This window comes from Rhodanobacter sp. MP1X3 (genome assembly GCF_014207165.1).
In the GTDB taxonomy this organism is placed as follows: domain Bacteria; phylum Pseudomonadota; class Gammaproteobacteria; order Xanthomonadales; family Rhodanobacteraceae; genus Rhodanobacter.
Genome location: NZ_JACHCO010000006.1, coordinates 1 through 22174, shown reverse-complemented (window position 1 = coordinate 22174; position 22174 = coordinate 1). Strand labels below are relative to the sequence as shown.

The 22174-nt window shown below is 57.4% G+C and carries 10 protein-coding genes and 1 pseudogene; 9 read left to right on the top strand and 2 right to left on the bottom strand.

Annotated elements, in window-relative coordinates:
* Positions 1-276: 276 nt before the first annotated feature.
* Both HDE79_RS15570 and HDE79_RS15565 read left to right on the top strand, forming a co-directional pair.
* Positions 277-1256 (top strand): IS5 family transposase gene (locus HDE79_RS15570; protein WP_184603106.1). Its coding sequence is split into 2 segments (ribosomal slippage): positions 277-1183 and positions 1183-1256, totalling 981 coding nucleotides; the frame shifts between segments, so codons are not numbered across the junction.
* 607 nt (positions 1257-1863) lie between these two features.
* Entirely contained in the window at positions 1864-2700 is an 837-nt protein-coding gene (locus HDE79_RS15565) for a 4'-phosphopantetheinyl transferase superfamily protein (RefSeq protein WP_184603105.1), read from the top strand.
* A gap of 232 nt (positions 2701-2932) precedes the next feature.
* Here HDE79_RS15565 and HDE79_RS22005 read toward each other — a convergent pair.
* A pseudogene (locus tag HDE79_RS22005) lies at positions 2933-3118 on the bottom strand (IS5/IS1182 family transposase); the annotation flags it as partial.
* A gap of 295 nt (positions 3119-3413) precedes the next feature.
* Positions 3414-3671: a hypothetical protein gene (locus tag HDE79_RS15560; protein ID WP_184603103.1), complete on the bottom strand. Its 258-nt coding sequence runs from the start codon at positions 3669-3671 to the stop codon at positions 3414-3416.
* 707 nt (positions 3672-4378) lie between these two features.
* Between HDE79_RS15560 and HDE79_RS15555 the strand changes: the two genes are divergently transcribed.
* The 7 genes from HDE79_RS15555 to HDE79_RS15525 form a co-directional block, all read left to right on the top strand.
* Positions 4379-5452: an IS5 family transposase gene (locus HDE79_RS15555; protein ID WP_184603102.1), complete on the top strand. Its 1074-nt coding sequence runs from the start codon at positions 4379-4381 to the stop codon at positions 5450-5452.
* 351 nt (positions 5453-5803) lie between these two features.
* On the top strand, positions 5804-6724 hold the full coding sequence (locus tag HDE79_RS15550; RefSeq protein WP_184603100.1) for a cupin-like domain-containing protein: 921 nt from the start codon (positions 5804-5806) through the stop codon (positions 6722-6724).
* Positions 6725-6911: 187 nt separating this feature from the next.
* Positions 6912-9212, top strand: coding sequence for a M28 family peptidase (locus HDE79_RS15545; protein WP_184603098.1), 2301 nt, complete (start codon positions 6912-6914; stop codon positions 9210-9212).
* 190 nt (positions 9213-9402) lie between these two features.
* On the top strand, positions 9403-12552 hold the full coding sequence (locus HDE79_RS15540) for a non-ribosomal peptide synthetase (RefSeq protein WP_184603096.1): 3150 nt from the start codon (positions 9403-9405) through the stop codon (positions 12550-12552).
* A gap of 30 nt (positions 12553-12582) precedes the next feature.
* Positions 12583-14238, top strand: a complete 1656-nt coding sequence (locus HDE79_RS15535; RefSeq protein WP_184603094.1) for a cyclic peptide export ABC transporter — start codon at positions 12583-12585, stop codon at positions 14236-14238.
* Between the two features lie 3 nt (positions 14239-14241).
* Positions 14242-17667 (top strand): non-ribosomal peptide synthetase, encoded by a 3426-nt coding sequence (locus HDE79_RS15530; RefSeq protein WP_184603092.1) that lies wholly within the window; start codon positions 14242-14244, stop codon positions 17665-17667.
* Positions 17667-22174: condensation domain-containing protein (locus tag HDE79_RS15525; protein ID WP_184603091.1), on the top strand; the 4508-nt coding region annotated here is incomplete at its 3' end. The genes HDE79_RS15530 and HDE79_RS15525, both read left to right, overlap by 1 nt.

Below are 22174 nucleotides of genomic sequence, written 5' to 3'. Positions count from 1 at the left end.
TTTGTCTAGCCTGGGTTGATCCGAGATCAGGCATCACCCGATGCAGCTCACGGTCACCTAACCCTAATTTCAAGCGTAGGCTGACTGACACTGTATTTTGACGCGACATATCAACAAGGTCGCGATGCTGGTCGTGAGTGACCCTCACACCAATGTCCGGAGGCATTGGCGGAGCTCCCTGCGGATCGCAGGAGCCGTTCAGATACCCTAGGGATGCTCTGATCTATTCCCGGTCTGAGGCATCATAGGGACGAGCCCGCAGGAAGTGCACCCCCGATGAAACAGCGTTCGTTTGCCTCGTTGAGTTTCGACGCCAAGAAGAAGCCGACACGTCGTGAACTATTTCTTGGAGAGATGGACAAGGTGGTGCCGTGGAGCGAGCTTCTGGCCCTCATCGAGCCGAGCTATCCAACCGCAGGCCGTCGCGGTCGCCCACCGATGCCGGCGGCGACCATGCTGCGGATTCACTTCATGCAGCAGTGGTACGCGTTGAGCGATCCGGCCATGGAGGACGCGCTGTACGAGATCGAGTCGATGCGCCGGTTTGCGGGGTTGGAATTGAACGAAGAGGCGATTCCTGACGAGACGACGATCCTGAAGTTCCGCCGCTTCCTGGAACAGCAGGGTTTGGCGGTGAAGCTTCTCGAAGCGGTCAACACGTATCTCAGCGGCAAAGGTCTGCTGCTGCGTCAGGGCACGATCGTGGATACCACGATCATCCAAGCGCCCTCGTCGACCAAGAACCGCGACAAGCAGCGCGACCCAGACATGCGCCAAACGAAGAAGGGCCAGCAGTGGTACTTCGGCATGAAAGCGCACATCGGTGTCGATGTGGAATCGGGGCTGGTGCACACGGTGACCACGACGCCGGCCAATGTCAGTGACGTGACCGAAGTGGACAAGCTGCTGCACGGCAAAGAAAAAACGGTCCACGCCGACGCCGGCTACATCGGCGCCGAAAAGCGAGCGCCCAAGCGCGGGCGAACGTGGTACATCGCCGCCAAGCGCGGTCGCGTCAAGGCGATGCCCGAAGGCGAGTTGAAGGATGCCGTCAGGCACACGGAACAGATGAAGGCAGCGGTCCGGGCCAAGGTGGAGCATCCGTTTCGCGTGGTGAAGCGCCAATTTGGTTACCAGAAGGTGCGCTTCAAAGGACTGCTCAAGAACACTTCGCAAGTGCTGAGCTGTTCGCCTTGACCAACCTGTGGATGGTGCGACGAACCTTGCTAACGAACGCAGGGGAAGTACGTCTATGAGGCGAGAAAGGGTATTGATCAGAGGCGCCTACAAGGTAGGCCGGCAAGAAAACATCGCAAACCTCATTTTTTTCGAAACTTGGCAGCCATTTTCTACCGGCCGTCTGGATGGCCGTTTGATGATCAATAGATCAGAGCATCCTTAACAGAGTGCTTTTCCCGCTTCCCATGCGTATGCTGCTTTGGGCCTGCCACCGTTTTCTGAATTGGTGGAGCGCAATGCGCTGACCGCCACCGAATGCCTTAGGAACGCCGCCTCAAATAATTCGGGAGATGCGGGGAATACCAGAAGGGCGCTCGACGGAGAGAAATTGATGAGTATGCTGCTAGCGAAGCTGCCCGCGAATTTTGCTTTCAACGCCACCTATGACGTTACCGGTGTGTCCTCCTATTTCCATGCAAGTTGATGTTGTATGGCAGCGATGAATAACATCGAGATAGCAGAAGCGGATCTCGATGCCTAGAATCGCCACACGCGCAGGTTTTTTCCACGCGGATGTCCGAAGGCGGTCACTTACTCCTCGGTCCTGGCCGTGAATTGGTTTTCGCGCCAGTCGTTCGCGATCCATCCTAGCGGAGAGCAGATGTACACCCAGGATCGACACAAATGAATTCGAATTGCAAAGATCCCGTTTCGGGCGTGAACTTCCAAGCATGGCAACCGCCTGGTGATCTCATCGCATTGGCTTCGGGCGAAGCACACCTGTGGTACGCGTGGACTGAGAAGTGCTGCACACCTAGGCGTCTGGCTCGATATCGATCGTTGCTTAGCGAGCAAGAACATCAACGCCTTGAATGTTTCCGTTTCGATCACATCAAGCGCGAATATTTGCTGACCAGGGCGTTGTGCCGGTTCACCTTGTCGCGGTATGCCAACGTGTCTCCCTCAGCATGGCAGTTCCGCACTAACGAATTCGGGCGACCTGAAATTGCCTCGCCTGACGCGCCACCATCGCTTCGCTTCAATCTAGCGAATGCAACTAGCCTTGTCGCCTGCTTGGTTGCGTTCGACATTGATGCGGGAGTGGATGTCGAGGAAACGAATCGCGAAGGAGAGGTGACAGACCTCGTTGATCGCTATTTTTCACAGTCCGAAGTGCGCGCGTTACGAGCATTGCCGTTGCCCGAGCAGCGTCGGCGCTTCTTCCAGCTCTGGACTTTGAAGGAGTCCTACATCAAGGCCCGTGGCATGGGATTGTCGATCCCGCTGGAACAGTTTTCGTTCGAACTCGATGAGCCGCCTCCTATCCGGATCAGCTTTGATCCAGTGTTGGAGGATGTCGCGACGGACTGGCAGTTCCAGACGTTTGCGCCGAGTGTTGACCTTCTGATGGCCGTCGGCCTGCGTCGCGGCAACGTCCCCGATCTGCGGATCAGCGTTGCCGAGACGATCCCCGGCGTAGTCGTGGATCGATTTCAGAACGATAAAGATATAGCCTACTGATAATCTCGGACGATGGTAAGCGTCCGCCCATCTCATCTTTCCCGCGTACTGCACGATGCTCACGCTTGAGGCTCGATTGGACGCGAGCCGATGGTGAGTTTTTATTCAATTTGAAACAGCCGTCCGGATGAACGTGTGAAAAGCCCATCGGGCTATACAAAACAACGCTCTCTTAGGCCGTTCCGTGCCCGACATGTTGCCGATCCACACCGCATCAACTCCGATTCCTGCCTCACAGGCGCACCCGTCCTGCGTTTGCCAGCAAAGTTCGCCGCACCATCCACAGATTGGCTAACGCCAATGGAGTCAATACCTACCCGGTGTTCTTTAGCAGCTCATTGAAGCACATTTTTTGGCAACCAACCTGGCACTTCATCACACGGAACTGGTGCTCGACCTTGGCGCACAACGTGGCTTTCGTGTGTTCGGTGTGCTACACCGCGTCTTTTCAACTTAATATCGGGCATTGAGAGTTCCTACGCAAAAGCGGACACCGGTTAGCCACCGGCGTTGGGCGTCGAACTCGATGGGAGAAGCGGCCTAAGGACGAGCGTAAGCGCCTGTTGTCGTAGAAATCGAAGTGACTTCGAATGGTGCATCGCAGCATGCCCTCGACGGTGAAACTCTCGCGGTGATACCGACTTTATGGATTTGTTCCACAACTCCATAACTCGCGTTATCCATCATCCGGCGCGGGCTGCTCACGCTCTAGATCAGGCCGGCGCGTGCGATGGCCGCTTGATGTCATTGGCCAGGAACTCCATCACGCTCACCGTGCAGCGTGCCTGATGACAGCTAGCGCTGGTCTCTTCTAGCGCTCGTTGCATCAGGCGCGCCATCCTGTACAAACTCAAGGGCCATTCTGGCAGTCGGCGCGAATAGCGATCGATCACCATGGACACGTACCGCCACTTCCCCGGAACCTTCAGGTACTTCACATTGGTGACTGAAACCTGACTGAGCCGATTCATCCTCAACTCATGAACCTGATCGTCGGGCCACAGAAGAAGCGGCTCACGCGTGGACAACGACGATACAATAAGTCGAGCACGCGCGGATGGGATTGTCTTGACTCGATGCTCGATCCTACGGAGTCCGACCGACTCGCCATCGCGTTGTTGTCACGCGTGTACGCGCGTACTGCGAAAGTAGCTCGAAAACGCGCTTGAGTAGACGCAAGTCCTCCTTCGCACGCGCCCTTTCCGGACGATCCGGTCATGTGTAGTGGCCGCCGGCAATCAGACCGAACAGCGCACAGCCGCCGCGCTGGGTAGTGCTCCTGCTGCTGCTCGATGAACGCGATCGCTTCTTAAAAGGTCACGCTCAGTCTTCAGTTGATCGCAGGTCTTCTTCACACATCGCAGTCCTTGGAGCTCTGCATACATCGCCTGACCAACGGCATACCCCTCTGGATCACGGTGATGCCCTAGCACCCAGCTTGCTTCGACGAAAACGACCTGAAAGGGGGGGGGTGTGAAGCGACTTAGCGACGTCCTGCTTGTTCGCCGTGGCAACTGGCTGAGGCATGCCAGTTGCCTTAAAGTCACCGCTCAGCGGGTAGGGGTCTTTAAACTTGGCTCCGACACCGGCTCTCCTGAAACGTTAGTTAGCAGGCTGTTGAGAAACTCCGACGCGTCGTCGCGGTCATAGTTTGCCTCAATCGCAGAGCATTCACCCGATGCGCAGTCCCGACGTCCAGCAGCTTGGCATGTTCTCGTATGTGTCTGTAGAAGACCGCGTGCCGAACGATCATCCGATCCGCAAACTGCGCGTGCTGGTGGATTCGATCTTGGGCGAACTCGACGGTGTGTTGACTGCCCGCTACGCCGAAGGCGGCCGACCGTCGATTCCGCCGGAACGTCTGCTGCGGGCTGCGCTGCTGCAGGTGGTCTACAGCGTGCGCAGTGAGCGGTTGTTGATGGAGCCGTTGGACTACAACCTGCTGTTCCGCTGGTTCGTGGGACTCAACGTGGACGATCCGGTATGGGATCACTCGACGTTCTCGTTCAACCGTGAGCGATTGTTTGACGAGGCGATTGCCCAGCAGTTCTTTGAGCACACCGTGCTACTGGCGCGGATGCAGGAGTTGGTCAGTGACGAACACTTCTCGGTGGACGGCACGCTGCTGGAAGCATGGGCCTCGCACAAGAGCTTCCGGCCGAAGGACAGCAGCAGTGACGACGATGACGACTTCCACGGACAGAAGCGAAGCAATGACACACACGCTTCCACCACCGACCCGGACGCGCGCCTGATCCGCAAGGGTAAAGGCAAGGAAGCGAAGCTGAGCTATCTGGCCAATGCTCTGATGGAAAACCGTAACGGCCTGTTGGTGGCCGTGGACGTGCGCCACGCCAGCGGCACGGGCGAGCGCGACGGCGCGCTGGATTTGCTAACCGCTGCGGGCGTAAAGCGCGGCGCTACGCTTGGTGCGGACAAAGGCTACGACACGCAGGACTTCGTCGCGGCGCTGAAACAGCGTGGCATCAAGCCCCACATCGCTCGCCATACCACGGGACGGCGCAGCGCCGTCGACCACCGCACTGCCCGTGGCAAGGGCTACGCGATGAGCCTGCAGATCCGCAAACGCATCGAGCAGGGCTTCGGCTGGATCAAGACTATCGGCGGGTTGCGCAAACTGCCGCGGGTGGCGCTGCCCAAAGTACGCGGCTGGGTGACGTGGACGTTTGCGGCGTACAACCTGATCCGCTTGGGCGGTATCGGAGAGTGGTGGGAGCCGTCGCCGACGTGAGCGATGACGGCAGACGTGCGCAGGCATCAGGGAAAATGACCGTGATGGCTGCTTGCACGTCGTGTGATCCATAGGACGAAGCTATGCCCGCAGCGCCGAAAGGGGCATTCTCAACAGCCTGTTAGGGCTTTCACTAAAACCGTATGAACTATCGAATTAGGAAAATTATTGACACATGCGTCGCGATATGAAACTTTCTCACTGGCGACGGGTGCAAACACGGGGTACAAACAGCGAACGAAGTGTGGTGCTGCTTACGGGCGGTTACACAGAAACAGGCATCGTTGTTCATCGCCTCAGGAAGCAGGGATCGTGTTGCTTAACAGGGTGTTATAAGGAGGTCGGCCGTTTATGGATGTAAACAAGGTGATTCGCGTCATAGATCTCGTTCCAGGATCTGTCTGTGAACTCCCCCGCATTGAGGCTTGCAAGCTAACGCCAGACGTGTTTTGGAACGAGTATGTTCGCAAACATCGACCTGTGATTATCAAAGGCGGGGTGAGTGATTGGCCCGCTGTCACTAAATGGTCCGAATCCGGATATCTCGAAAATATTCCTTCGTCGGAGAGGACCCGTCTTAGTCGGACTTTCAACCCTGTGCCGCCCCAGGTCATTCGTCACGCCATGCATGACTGTGGCATTCCAGAAGGGCTTCGCGAAATGCGTAGTGCACCTGACGATGCTACGTATTCGATGCCTTCCATTCCTGTTCCCAAAGAATGGAGAAAGGACCTCGGTGATTACCCATTCCTGCCTTCGGGCCGTGCCAAATGGCCACGTAATTATCCGCGCCAGCGCCTTTTTATATATCGTAACGCGTCCACCGAGTGGCATTATCATACGATGGATGAGACGCTGACGACTCAGTTGAGTGGTGCCAAGCGTATTTCGCTGATCAAACTTGATGCGAGTAATTGGTCCAGTTACAGGACTATTATCGAATCCAATCTGCATCACGTTAGTTGTGCTAGTCGGTTTTTCCCGACGAACGCACAACCAAAGAAATACGAAGGTATCATTGAACAGGGTGACGTTGCCTATATTCCGCCGTTCTGGTGGCATGGCGTGGATCCTAATGATTCTATGCTTGGCGCGACTCTCGCATTCTGCTTCCGCAGTCCAATAGAGCGCGTTGGCAAGTGGCGCGATCCGGCGACTATGACGATGCTGTCGACGGGATTGAGGAATATGCCTCGTAACGTGATTCGTGCGAGCACGATTGCCTACAGTTCCGTCGTGAGGATGGCCAAGGGAATTAGCTGGGACGAATAGACTGAATGGCTTTTCGACGCGCACCAGTAAGCGCACCGCATTGACGTGTACAAGATAATGAATAGCGTTCTAGCGATCCGTGGATGCTGGTGATTGTGTATATATTTACGTCGTTTAGTGGCAACGGCAAGCCAGGCCGTTCCAATTGAGCGCAAAAGCTAAGCACTGTTGTAACAGGGAGGTTTCATTGCAGTCGAAGTCCTCGCAATCGAACTCGCGGAATCTGAAACTTTTGGCGGGGTTGGCAGCTTGTTTTATGCTGGCGTCAGCATTTGTCAGATTTCGTCATGATACGCCCACGCCTGTGATGCAGGCAGTTGATAACAGGTTTTCCGCGGAAAACGCAGCGAAAATCGTTTCTACGGTACTCGCCGGGAATTCGCCTCATCCCGTCGACAGCGCAGCTAACGACGCCGTACGCGGGCGCATTGTCGGTTTATTGCATCAGTTCGGGTACGAGCCAGATGTCGAGGAGTCAACATCGTGTCGTGAGGGGTCTAGCTTCGTCTGCGCGAGAGTGAAAAACGTCACCGCGATGCTCCCAGGTCGCGAGCGCGGCCAATTGATCACGCTAGTCGCGCACTACGATTCTGTAAGGTCGGGACCTGGCGTGAGCGACGACGGTTCGAGTGTGGCGGTGCTGCTGGAGGTGGCTCGCATGCTGAAAGCGCTGCCCCCGGGCAGGCACGGCGTGCTATTTGTGTTTACTGATGGCGAAGAAGCCGGGCTGCTAGGCGCGAGGGCGTTCATCCGAGACGATGTCCGGGTCCCCGATATTGCCGCTGTCATTAATTTGGAGGCGCGCGGCACGTCTGGGCAAAGCTTCCTCTTTGAAACCGGTGCATCAAGTGGCTGGCTGGTCAGGGCCTTTACGCACAGCGCAAGGCGACCATCGACAAATTCGACGGTTAGTTCCATTTACCGATTGATGCCTAATGATACGGATCTCACAGTTTTCAAATCGCGAAGTATGCGTGGCTTGAATTTCGCATTTGGCGAAAACGTCGGTTATTACCACACCGGACACGACGACCTCGGGTCGCTCGACCTCGGCAGCCTCCAGCATCAGGGCGACAATGCCTACGACTTGGTGCTTGCCTTGCGTGATGAAGTATTTCCGGCCCGTGACATCACGGGCAATTTGATCTACACGGACATCCTTGGCATAGGTGTCGTGAGCTGGACAACGCCGACAGGGTGGTTGCTCTGGATAGCATCCCTGGTAGGGCTTGGCGTGGCGCATCGGCGTCTGCGACGCTCGAAGTTGAATGGACATGGGGACGTTGTGCGCGGCTTATTGCTCGTGCCTCTCTCAGTGCTCCTTGCTGTTACTGTGGCCTACGTTCTTACCTTGGTCCTAGCTACGGTCAGCGGGGGCTTACCAGCTTGGCACACTGCGCAGCTACCCAATCGCTGGTTCCTGTGGCTATCGACGTTGCTCGCCGTGCTCTCTCTTCAGCACAGGTTCGCGCGAGGTGCCGAGCCGCTTGGCTTGTGGTTTGGGGTGGGTTACGCATGGGTCTTCTTAGATCTGCTTGCGATGATTTGGCTTCCTGGAACCAGCTACCTGTTTGCGATGCCTGCCATGGTCACGGCCCTGATCGCCATCGCAATTTCGCTGGCACAGATTAGGGTTGGTGAGCTGCCGTTGCTCGCGCCCTTGCCAGCGCTGCCGGCATTCGTACTGTTGCTGCCGATCGTCTTTCTCATTGAAATTATGCTCGGCTTCAACACCCTCGCGGGTGTTATCGGTATGGCAGCGCTTTTGGGTCTCGCCTCGTCCTTTGCCATCCCGCTGCTTGCCGCGTCTACGCCGTCGCGTGGGCTGGGCTACCTCGCCCTGGGGGCTGTGGCGGTAATCATTGCCAGCGGAGTGCTCTCGATCAGTGCTCCCAGTTTTTCGTCGTCACAGCCAAAGAGTGTCAACGTGTTGTATATCCAGAATGCGCAGGGCAATGCTTATCTGGTTTCGTCGAAGATCACGGCGACTGCGTCGATGATGCGGAGCATGGGGCGCGGAGCCTCCGTGCGCGAGGTGGTCCCAGAGTTGAAGACGAAGTTCCTAGCAGTCCCAGTCGCGTCGGCGAGCCTCTCGCCAGCACGTATTTCCATCCTTGACGAGCATCAAGTTGCGGACGGTATCCAGTTAACCATGGCTCTGAATGCGGATATCGGCACCGATGGCATAGAGATCCTGTTTCCGAAGACGATGCATCTGCGTTCGCTGGAAACCGACGGGCAGCGAAAAGACTATGCGATGACGTCCGGCAAAATCGGCGATTACGATTCTTTCGTTTGCATCGGTGAATCGTGCCGTAGCAGAACGCTCACAGTGGTGTTCTCCTCACGAGCCACGCAACCGGTGGTATTGCAGCGACTTGCCCAATTGCCTGCGCTGGCCAACGATTTGGTGAAAGCGAGGAACGAGGAGGCTGTGGCACAGCAGGACGGAGACCGGGCAGTCGTTGTCGATCGAATACGCCTCTAGATGTTAACAGGGCAGACGCCTAGGAAGCAGTCCATCTTCCGAGGCGCCATGTTTGCGAGGATTTATGGACACTCTGATTTATTCGGGTCTTACTTAGGGGGCAGTTGGCCGAAGTCTACTTCGCGTAGGACAAGGAGAAAGTTATGCGTCGCGCTTCAATCCAAGTGACAGGAACCGCAGGTACTGAGCCATGAACGAATCCGTTCTGGAGCTCACGCCGGCGCAACAGGATATATTTCTCGAAGGCAAGCTTTTCGGGAAAACGCTGAATAACATTGGCGGATATCAGGTGTATCGCCATGGCGTTGATGTGGACCGTTTTGCGCGCGCGCGTCACATCCTCCTGAACGAGAACGATGCCTATCGGCTGCGTTTCCGGGATACAGGCGACTACTGCCAACCTTTCATCTCAGTCGACGAGCCGGCTGACTTGCGCCTGGTCGACTTCAACGAAGGGGGACAGGCTCACTCCTGGATTCAGTGCGAATTCGAGCGCCCGTTGGATGATCCTTCGTCCTGTGTTTTCGAGGATGCGCTGATCCGCTTTCCTTCGGGTGAAGCATGGTACTTTGCAAAGGCGCACCACCTGATCATGGATGGCTGGGGCTTCGCATTGCAGATGCGTCGGTTGCTCGCGCTCTACGCGGAAGTCGGTGCTCCGACTGATACTCAGGTCGACCGGCCATCGTTCGTCGACTTCATGTACAGCCAGGCGGGCTATCGCGCCAGTTCCGCCTACCAGGCGAGTCGTGATCACTGGCTCGCGAGGCATTCCGGCGCGTGGGGTAGGATGTTCATGCCCCTCGCGCACGACGGTCTCGCCGGACGCAGCGAACGTCTTACGGTCGACCTAGATGGTGCGTTGATTGAGAGCCTCAGGCAGCGTGGCCGCGAAGCGCTGGGGAATCTCGTCGCGGTGATGTACGGAGTACTATACGTGTACTTCTCGCGCGCTTGCCAGCGGCGTGACATCGCCATCGCCTCGCCTGTGCACAATCGCCGCACGGCGCAAAACAAAGAAACCATTGGTTCGTTCGTCAACGTGAACGTCCAACGTGTGCTGGCAGAGCCGGACGTGACCTTCGACGCACTGGTCGATCAAATCGCCAGCACTCAGCGCCAGGACTACCGGCACAGCCGATTCCCGCTTGGGGACCTAGTCAGGGCTTCGCGCGAGGTCGCAGGCACCGATGGCGACTTGCTATACGAAATCGCCTTCAATTATCAGAAACTCGATTTCCAACTGACAGCCGACGGACAGCCGACAGAGACTCACTATCTGTCTCACTCCCGCGAACGGTTGCCGTTGACCTTTGTGATTTGCGACTACGGCACGGCCCAGACGCCCCGTCTGCATTTGGATTACAGCTCAGATTATGTGAGGGGCGAGGAAGCATCCGCCATCATGGATAGGCTGCTCGGATTGATGCGCCAAGTCGGCGAGTCAGGCGCACGCCCCATCGATGATTACAAGATCCTCACGGATCGAGACTGGCATGAACAGTTCGTCGCTTGGCAAGGGGAACGCGTACCTCTGGACTATCTGGGTTGCATCCACGAACTCGTTAGTGCTCAGGCGCGTAGAACCCCGGAGCAGGTTGCGATCATCTGCGGTGGCGCTGCGCTGACCTATCGTGAACTCGACGAGCGCGCGGATAGGCTTGCGCGACAGTTGCTCATGCGCGGGGTCGTTCCAGGCAGCCTAATCGGTATCTGCCACGCTCGTTCACTCGACCTTATCGTAGCCATGCTGGCGATATTGAAGTCCGGCGCGGGATTCGTGCCACTGGATCCAGCGTACCCGCGTGCACGTTTGGACTACATTCTCGAAGACGCCCAGCTTTCGACGGTGATAGCCGACGCCGCTGGAGCAGAACTCCTGAACTTGCCAAAAGGCCGTGTGGTAGCGGTTGATGCCTCTGTTGTAGACGAGACGCTGCTCGGCAAGGCGCCGGTCGCGGCGACGACGGACGACGTCGCGTACGTGATCTACACGTCTGGATCTACGGGTCAGCCGAAGGGCGTGCTCATCGAACACCGCAACGCGGTCGCGTTTATCGCGTGGTCGTTGCGCCAATTCACCCGGGAGGAAACTTCATCGGTGCTGGCAGCGACGTCGACTTGTTTCGATTTATCAATCTTCGAGATCTTCGTGCCGCTGGTGAGCGGCGGCCGCGTCGTGCTCGTCGACAACGTCCTTTCGCTGGTGGGCGGCGGCGTACAGGAAGAAATCAGCCTGATCAACACCGTTCCGTCGGCGATCAGGGGCTTGCTCGAGGCGGGAGCCATTCCCCCATCGGTGCGTTGTATCAATCTTGCAGGCGAGCTGTTGCGACAGGACCTAGTTGATGCCCTTTACGAATACGGGGTGGCACAGGTCTACGATCTTTACGGTCCATCAGAAAGTACGACTTACTCGACTTGCTGTTTGCGCGAATACCACGGTGAACCGTCAATCGGTCGGCCGATCAACAATACGCAGGCTTACATTCTGGACGAGGCTGGTAATCCTCTACCTGCCGGCGCGGTGGGCGAGCTCTATATCGGGGGCGCGGGCTTAGCTCGCGGCTACCTTAACCATCAAACAATGACTCGCGAAAAATTCGCGTTCAATCAGCATGCCAAGGCGCGGCTTTATCGCACGGGAGACTTGGTGCGCTTCCTCGGAGATGGACGCCTGCAGTATCTCGGACGCAAGGATGGGCAGGAGAAGATTCGCGGCTACCGGGTCGAACCGGGTGAAATCGAGGCGCGGATCATCGCTCATCCCATGGTGGCAGACTGTGCCGTCATCGGGCATGACGTCAGCGGTCGCGAGGGGCGCACACTGGCCGCCTACGTCGTGCCGATCAATGCAACGACGTCGCCCGATGATCTTATCGAGCAACTGCCGGCTTTCGTAGCGCTCACGCTGCCCGCCTACATGGTCCCCTCGGCCTTCATCATGCTGGCTGAGCTCCCACTGACTCCCAATGGAAAGCTCAACCGAAGAGCATTGCCTCCGCCTGTGGCGAGTGATCGACTTAACGCAATGCGTATCGCATCCCGTACACCTGTTGAGGAGGGGCTCTATGCAATCTGGCAGCGCATCTTACCGGAACGCGACATAGGCGTCCTTGACAGTTTCTTCGCGAGCGGCGGCGATTCCTTGCTCCTGCTTAAGCTAGCCATGTCCATCGAGGCGGAATTCGGCCTCCGAGTGGAATTAGCCCCGTTGTTCACCCATCAGACGATCGAGAAACAGGCGCGCTGGATCGATCAGGAAATGGCGCTTGCTCGCGTGTTTCATACATTACGAGCCACGGAACAAGCGTCACGCTCAAGCTTCATCGCCCTTTAGCTCTTTTACTTCTCAAATGGGTATTCGACAGTGCTAGACATCATTAACCAAAACAAGAAGCGGATCATCCTAATCAGTGCGTTCAGTGCGCTGGCAGGTGTCGCCAACATCGGCCTGCTATTTCTTGTCAATCGGAACATGCATACAGGGACGAGGGACATGCAGTCGGCATTGGAGTTCGTGTCCGTCCTCGTGCTGATGGTCGCGATCAACTTTAGCTCGCAGCTAATGCTTTCCCGACTTGGTGCGGTGGCATTCATGCGGTTGCGCGATCAACTGGTTCAAGGCATCAGCCGCCTGACTTCTCTGCAAATGGAGCGTATAGGCCGTCCTAAGTTGTTCACGGCGATCACCAAGGACGTGCCGGCCGTCAATGATTTGATAATCGTCTTGCCGAACTATGTATTCAATGTGGCAGTAGTGGTCTCCTGCCTCGTTTACCTTGCTTTGGTCTCCACACTGCTATTGGTGGCACTTGTCGTATTTCTCGGCGTGGCGCTTGCCGTGGCGAAATTCGGCATCGCCGAGCGGGGGAGGCGACGGTTTGAGATTCGCCGCCATGCCGAGGACGAACTGTTCCGGTGCTACCAGGCGATCATCGACGGAAGCACCGAGCTGAAATTCAATCGCCGCCGCCAGGAGCAATTCGTCAAGCAGGAGGTGCAGGAGCACGCGGAAAAGTATCGTGACGCGACTCTGGCCGCCGAGCTGTACTGGAATATTTCAAGAAACTGGACGACAGCGTCGATCTTCGCTGGCCTGGCTGGGCTGCTGTTTATCTCCTCACTTATCGGGATCGGCGCTGGTTCGCAGGTTATATCGACTTTCGTTATGGTCATCTTTTACCTCTTGGGACCGTTGGCGACCATCATGGATTCGTCCCGATTCACCCAAGCCGCGCGGCTGGGTATCCAGCGTTTGGACGCACTGCATCTGGATGTCACGAGTAAGGAAAGTGCAGATCTGACCGCAATCGCCCGTCCCTTTCAGTCACTGTCCGTGCGCGGTCTGACGTTTTGCTACGAGAAGACCGATGGCCATCGCGAACGTTTCAGTGTGGGTCCCTTGGATCTAGATATTTATCGTGGAGAACTTGTATATCTGGTTGGTGGCAATGGAAGCGGCAAGACCACGGCTGCGAAGGTGCTGTCCGGCCTGTACACCAAACAGAGTGGAACCGTGTTGGTCAACGGTATCGAGGTGATTGATCAGGAAGCCTACCTCCAATATTTTTCGGCGATCTTCCAAGACTATTACTTGTTCGAACACCTTATACCCAAGCGCGGCCAGGAACTTGACGAGCGCGCCGTCGCGATATGGGTGGAGAAGCTCAATCTGACCGACAAAGTGCGCGTAGAAAACGGCCGACTGTCCACGACAAGCTTGTCTTACGGCCAGCGCAAGCGACTGGCACTACTGGTCGCCTTTTTTGAAGACTCCGATATTTACGTCTTCGACGAATGGGCGGCCGACCAAGACCAGGAGTTTCGTGAGTTCTTTTATGCGGAATTCCTGCCAGAGCTCAAGCGCTTGGGTAAGACGGTACTGGCTATCAGTCACGACGATCGTTACTTTCACCTCGCGGACAAGCTAATGAAGTTCGACGGCGGCGTCATCGTTTCGACGACGCACCCGATGGCTGAGCGTCGCGCTATTGATGCCGATCCGATCAGAGCCAAGGTGTAATCCTTGAATATTCACGAGCTCCTGGTTCGCTGCCTCGACTGCGGTATCTCGCTTAGTGCAAGAGACAACGAACTCCGCGTCCACTATGAACGCGAGGCTCCCGACGGGGAGCTGCTCGCGCTCTTGCGCCAACACAAGCACGAACTGATGCGCTACCTGCTTCAGCCGACTGGAGCGAGGATCAGTCCGCGTTCGGATGCGCAGCAGAGCGGATTTCCCGCCTCTCTGGCCCAGCGCCGCATGTGGTTCGTCGATCGCTTCGAGGGAGCCGGCTCGGCCTACAACATGGTGGGTTTGTATCGCGTTCAAGGTCGGTTCGAAATCAATGCCCTGCAGGAGGCGATGAATGTCATATTGGCCAAGCACGAGGCGCTCAGGACCACTCTGCATGAGGTCGATGGCGAGATCCGCCAGTTAGTGCATGAGCCGTCGATAGTGCCGTTGGCGGTTGTGGATCTGTCCGCATTTCCTACCGATCTCCAGGACGTGCAGCTGCGGGCGGTGATCCGCGAGGAAAACGCACGACGCGTTGATCTTTCGACTGGGCCGCTCCTTCACGTAACCGGCGTCCGCCTGGATGATGATACGTGGATCCTAATACTTAACGTCCACCACATCGCGTGCGATGGGTGGTCGGTGCAGTTGCTTGAACGTGAGATCGGCACCGTCTACCGCGAGATCGCTGCGGGCGGCTCGCCGATGCCACACGCGCATGGCCCTCAATACGGTGACTATGTCGTGTGGAGTAGTGAGCGCGACAGTGAAGCCCCATGGCGAAACCAACTGCCGTATTGGCAGGGTGTCCTAGATGGCATGCCATCGCTGCACAATGTGCCGTTGGATCGGGCGCGCCCACCGGTGCAAACTTTTGAAGGGGGGACCATCCGCCATGATCTTCCGGCATCGTGGCTTGGTGATGCCCTTACCCTTTGCCGTGAGCATGGCTCGACACTCTTCATGTTCCTGCATGCTGCCTTGTCGGCGGTCATCGGCGTGTATTCAAGCGAGAGCGACATCATCATCGGGTTCCCTGTCGCCGGACGCCGTCATCCCCAGGTAGCATCGACCGTTGGCCTTTTCGTCAACACCCTTGTTCTGCGTACGCCATTCGATGGCAACGCATCATTACTCGACGCGCTGAAGCGAAGCAGGCAGGCGGTAATCGATGCGCTTGACCACCAGGATGTTCCGTACGACGCCCTTATCGAAGCGCTGCGTCCGCAGCGAAGCCATGCCTACTCTCCTCTGGTGCAGATCGTCCTGGCTCTGCAGAACGCCGACGGCGCAGGACTTAATCTCGGCGGATCGCAAGTCGTGTCAATGGAGAACGACGACGCGCCAGTGAAGTTCGATATCCAGATCGAAGCCACGCAGTCCGCCGATGGCTTGGCTCTGGCCTGGCGCTTCAACAGCGCAATATTCGACGATATTTCGGCACAGCGCATGCTTGCCTGCCTGGTTGGATTACTGGAACAGGCAGTGCAGAACCCCCTCGAGCGGCTCTTCATGCTACTGCGCGAGGAAAGCACGCCAGCGACCGAAATTTATTGCGGTGGGTATTTCCCGCGCCTGGAGGACAGGATCGGTGAGTTCGTAAGGGCGTTTCCGGATCGCCTTGCGGTGGTCGCTGAAGACACGTCGCTCACGTACGGTGAGCTTGATTGTCGTGCTAAAGCCGTTGCGTTGCTCTTGCGCGCGCGCGGCGTTCGCGCAGGGGCAACGGTCGCACTGTGCACGCCGCGCTCGGTGGAGACGATCGTGGGGATGCTTGGAATCCTCAAAGCAGGGGGAGCATATGTGCCGCTCGATCCGGCTTATCCGTCGGCGCGCCTAGCGTTGATCCTTGAGGATTGCGGTGCTGAGATCATGCTAACCAAGCAGATCCTGGCCGAGCAATTGGCTCCGTTAGGTTGCTCGCTGGTCCTGCTCGATGGGATGCCCGCCGAGTCGCCGCATGGCAGGTTCGATGCCGACGACCTAACTGTCGGCGATGCGACCGATCCCGCCTACATCATCTACACATCAGGCACTACCGGTAAACCGAAGGGCGTCGTTGTGGCTCATGCCAGCGTGGTTAACCTCGTTGAGCATTTTGACGAGGTTGCGCCACACGACGAGTCTTGGAGTGGTTCGCTATGGAGCAGCATTAGTTTCGACGTGGCGGTCTATGAAATTTTTACTGTGTTGTGCCGAGGCGGGACGCTGCACATCGTCCCAGAAAATCTCCGTCTAGCGCCGGAACGACTGTTTCGCTGGACCGATGATCATGCGATCACCAGTGCTTTTATGCACGCCGGCTACTTAGAGCCGTACATCGAGTACTTAAGACAACCTGGTTCGGGTGGGAGCTTGCGCCGCATGCTGGTCGGCGTCGAGCCCATCGCCAGCGATCATCTGCTGGCGGTAGCCAACAGCCTACCGCAACTGCGCATTGTCAACGCGTACGGCCCGACAGAAATCACAGTCTGCTGTACCACGTTTCTGTTCGAACCATCGACCCACACGTCCGGTGGCCGCGTTCCGATCGGCCACGAGGTGCGCGGCACGACCCTGTTTGTGATGAACGGTGGTGGTGAGCCAGCTCCTCGCGGCGCGATAGGAGAGCTGTACGTTGGTGGCATCGGAGTGGCGCTGGGCTATCTCAACAACTCGGCGTTGACCGATGCTCGCTTCGTTACGGTGGTTCTCAGTTCTGGAACTATCCGCATGTACCGCACCGGCGATCTGGTGAGGTATCGCCGCGATGGTGCGCTTGAATTCATCGGTCGTGCGGATGACCAAATAAAGATTCGCGGCTTCCGCATCGAGCCGGGCGAAATCGAAGTTCGCCTCTGTGGTCTTAATACCATTAGCGATGCGGCGGTAATCGCGGTCGGCGACGGTGCGGCCAAGCAGTTGGTTGCCTATGTCGTGCCGCGTCCTGAGTATGTCGTACAGGCGCGATCGGGTGATGCGTTCGTCACCTTGGTCAAGCGCGAACTGCGCAAGGACCTGCCCGGTTACATGATCCCGGATGAGGTAATAGTCATCGATGAGATACCCCTAACGACGAACGGCAAATTGGCACGAGCGTCTTTACCGCCGGTGACTAGCGCGCAAATCCCGGGGGAACGCGTGGCACCGCGCAACGATATCGAACGCCGCGTGGCCCTGATCTGGAACGCCGTCCTCCACGTCGAGGATATCGGAGTCTACGACGACTTTTTCGCGCTAGGTGGCCAGTCGCTCCTTGCGACGCGGCTGATCGCTAGGGTACATCGCGAATTCGAACTGGAAGGCCTGGGTCTGCCGTTCGGGACCCTGTTTGAAAACCCTACGATCGCTTGTTTCTCCGAAGTGTTGGGGCGCGCGATTCAGGAGCAGGATTTGCGCCGAAAGGCGGCCCGTCTGGCTTCGCTCCAGGAGTACGTTGATGAGGGAACGTTTTGATGGACGGCAAGCAAATTTATGCGATCGCCCTTGAGGCCAATGTACTCCTGAAGCTTGAAGATGGCGTGCTCACCTACAAGGCCGCCGACGGCATCCCTGACGATCTGCGTGAGATTGTCCGATGTAACAAGGACGAGGTGACCCGCTACCTGGCGGATTTGAAGGATGCGCCATTGGCCGAACATGGGCTGGCCACGCGTATCACTCGTATAAGTGATCGCGGCCAGTTGCCAGTATCTCGGGCTCAACAACGCATATGGCTGGCCGAACTTCAATCGGCCAATAGTAGCCATTTCAACATCCAAGGCTGCTTCATGGTCGAGGGCGACCTCGATCCCGCCCGAGTCGATACTACGCTGCGCCAGCTGACCCGCCAGCACGAACCGTTACGGACACGATTTTTCGAGAAGAGCGGCCGTCTACACCAGCACATTCACGACCACGACGAGATTCTTCTTTTAAGCATTGATTTTTCCGACATGGATCCGTCCTCAAAGGAGAGCGCGGTTCGCAGCTTCGTCCGCGAGGACCTCTGGCGCCCATTCGACCTTGCTGCAGACGCCTTGCTCCGCGTAACTGTGCTTCGCCTGGCAGCTGATTGCCATATTCTCGTGTTCAACATGCATCACATCATCTCCGACGGTTGGTCGGTTGGCCTGCTGATGGAGGAGTTCTGTGCGGCCTATGCCAGCGACGCCACCGAACCAGACGCGGGTGACAAGCCCGCGTTGCAATACGGTGATTTCGTGGCTTGGCAGGAAACGGGGCTGCGGGACAACATGCTTGAGCGTGGGTTGCGTTTTTGGCGCGAATACCTCGCCGGCATCCCCCAATTGAATAGCCTGCCGATCGATCGTACGCGGCCGGCGCGTGTGTCGTTCCAAGGTGAACGGTTGCGCTCTGTGGTCGACGCCGCACTGGAGCGCAGGATCCGGGATTATTGCATCGCCCGTCGCGTTACTCTATTCACATTCTTGCAGACCGCGCTCGCTGTGTTACTTGCCCACTACGGTAGCGACAGTGACATTGTGATGGGCACGCCGGTTGCCGGCCGCACATCGCCGGAAACTGAATCGATCATCGGCCTGTTCGTCAATGTCGTGGTCCTGCGTACACAAGTGGACATGTGTGCGACTTTCGATGAACTGCTCCTGGCAAACAAGGACCGCATATTGTCTGCTTTCGAACACCAGCATGTACCTTTTGAACTGGTGGCCGAGAATTTGGCGCACAAGCGCAGCTCGAGTTATAGCCCGATATTCCAAATCTGGTTCGTACTCCAGAACAATCGGCAAGTGGAGTTTTCGCTGCCGGGTTGCCAGATTAGCGAATATTTTGATGCGCCAGAACCGTCGGCCAAGCATGAATTGAACCTCTACGCCCAAGAACGCAACGGCACGATCGAACTAGACTGGGTCTTCAACACCGATGTATTTTTGGCCAAGTCGATCGGTTACGTTGCGCAACAATTCCTTGCCTTGCTACAGAACATCGTCGACAGGCCGGATGCGGTGTCCTTTGCGCACGGCTTGTTTGATTCTTCGAAGCGCCGCGCCGAAGCCATGGTTGTCCCGGCCGCGGTTGGTCAGGTGGCCGTCGGCGGTAGCATTCTGGATGCTGTGCAGCGGCATGCCGCCCAGTACCCCGAATCACGTGCCGTAGTTGCGAAGGATCACTCGGTAACCTATCCCGAGCTGCTTCATGTCTTACGTGGCTACGTAGGAGCAATCCGCCGCCATGAGAGTAAGTGCGTCGCTCTGCTGCTCGATCGAGGCGCGTCCATGGTGGCGGCTATGCTGGCTGCGCTGTCAAGCGGTACGCCGTATGTTCCTCTGGATCCCGACTACCCTCCGGATCGCCTTCGCTTCATGGTGGAGCATGCGAACTGTGATCTGCTGATCACTAGCCCGTCGTATGCGATGCTCGCTGCGAGTATTGCCGGCACCGCCGCCGTGGTGGAGCGGGGCGACGATGCATGTGACGACTTTACGTTCGCGGCAATGGACAACGACACGACGGCTTACATTCTCTATACCTCCGGTTCTACTGGACAGCCGAAGGGTGTGTTCCAGAGCCATGCTGGTCTCGGCTACCAAGCAGGTAGTTATGTACACGCACTGGAAATTGGCCGCAACGATCGCATTCTGCAGCTAGCTTCGTACAGCTTCGATGCGAGTGTCCTGGACACCTATGGTGCTCTACTCAGCGGTGCCGAACTGCACTTGGCCGATGTACGGTTAATATCTAGAAATGACCTGTGGCATCGGCTTTCCGATGAGCGCATCACCGTCTACCATTCGACGCCGACTGTTTTCAAACAGCTATTCTCCGTTGCTCCGCGAAACGTGGCGCCATGCGTTCGCCTCATAGTCATGGGAGGTGAGCGCGTCGACGAAGCGACGGTCGAGGTGTTCCGTCAGGTCTTTGGTGCTGAGTGCCGATTAGTGGGCCTCTACGGTGCGACCGAGTCGTCGCTGGCCACGCTGAACATCGACTGCCTCGCCGGGGATCCTGTTGGAAGCTTGGGTCGTCCCATCTTAGGCACGGACGTGGCTGTCATCCGCGACGACGGAACGCCAGCGCGGATTTTTGAAGTTGGTCAGATCGCGATTCGCAGCCGATTCATCGCTCGTGGCTACTGGCGTGATGAATCGTTGACCGTAGGCCGCTTCCTGCCTGCCGATGGCAACGAACGTATTTACCTCACGGGCGACGCAGGGTATGTCTTGCCCGACGGGAGTGTGCGTTTCACCGGGCGTCGCGATTTTCAGATCAAGCTTAACGGTATCCGCATCGAAACCGGCGAGATCGAGGCTCGCCTTCTGCAACTCGACGTGGTTGCTCGTGTCGCAGTCGTCGCGACATCGGAACCCGCAAGGCTAGTGGCATACGTCGTGCCTGCTGCTGAGATACTGCTCGGCGATGCTGGCACCAGAACGAAGGCGGAGCGGCAAATCGCGGCCACCTGCCGCGAAGCGCTGTGGCGCTGGCTGCCAACTTACATGGTGCCGGCATTATTCGTATTTACCGACACGCTGCCTTTGCTTCCGAGTGGGAAGATAGACCGTCGAGCACTCGCCGCGCTGACGGTTGATGCACGCATCGACTCCGATTGTGCACCGCCAGCCAATGTGCTGGAGTCGCTTCTGTGCCACATCTGGCGCGAAGTCCTCTCCTTAGCGCAGATCGGCGTCGACGACAACTTGTTCGATGTCGGCGGTACTTCGATGCACAGCATCCGCCTGCGGCAGGAAATCCTTGATCGAACCGGCTTGGATGTCACTGTCACCGATCTGTTTGCTTACCCCACGATCCGAAGTCTCGTCCGCCACCTCCACGGTGACTCGCCGGCCGGCGTTGCCAAGACTGGTGCACTGTCGAAAGTCTCGCAGGCTGACAGGAGTGACAGGAGTGATAGCTCGATCGCCATTATCGGCATGGCCGGGAGGTTTCCCGATGCTCCGGATGTCGAGGCGTTTTGGTCGAATATCGCCGGTGGCGTCGAGTCGCTGCGGGTATTCACCGATGAGGAAATGCTTACCTTTGGAGAGGATCGCGAGCTGCTAGCGCACCCGGAATACGTGAAGTCCGGCGTGCTCCTCGATGGTTTGGACTTGTTCGATGCCAACTATTTTGGCCTCAACGCCCGAGAGGCTGAAGTCACTGATCCGCAGCAAAGACTGCTTTTCGAAGCGGCCTCGGCGGCGCTAGAACACGCTGGTTATGGCGATGTGTCGAGTCCGCGTCGGGTAGGCGTGTACGTAGGCATAGGAGAAAGCAGATACCTTTTTGACAACCTGCTGCCTCAGGCGTCAATGCTCGATGCCGCGCGAGTGATCGCGATGCATGCCAATCGTCCCGCATATGCGGCAACTCGCATTGCCTACAGTCTGAATCTTTCCGGGCCAGCTATGAGTATCGGAACAGCTTGCTCCTCCTCACTAGTGGCAGTGCACAGCGCCTGCGTAAGCCTGCGAAACGGCGAATGCGACATGGCGCTGGCTGGTGGCTCCTCGGTCACTCTGCTTGGACCGCAGGGCTATCTGTTCCAAGAGGGAAGTATCGTATCGCCGGATGGTCACTGTCGCACTTTCGATAGTGAAGCACGTGGGACTCGCTCAGGTAGCGGTGCTGGCTTGATCGTGCTTAAACGGCTGGATGAGGCGCTGGCAGACGGCGACGCCATTTATGCGGTCATTAAGGGATCGGCCAGCAACAACGATGGCTTCGACAAGGTTGGTTATGCCGCTCCGAGTGTGTCAGGCCAGGCGCAGGCCATACGCGACGCGCATCGAGTGGCCGGCATTTCACCAGAAACCGTCCAGTATGTGGAAGCGCACGGTACCGCTACGCCGTTGGGCGATCCAATTGAGGTGGCTGCACTTACCCGCGCATTTGGCGCCGCGCAACGCCAGCGCTGCGCGCTAGGTTCGGTTAAGCCGAACATCGGTCATCTGGATTCAGCGTCTGGCATAGCTGGCCTGATCAAGACAGTGGAGGCACTCAA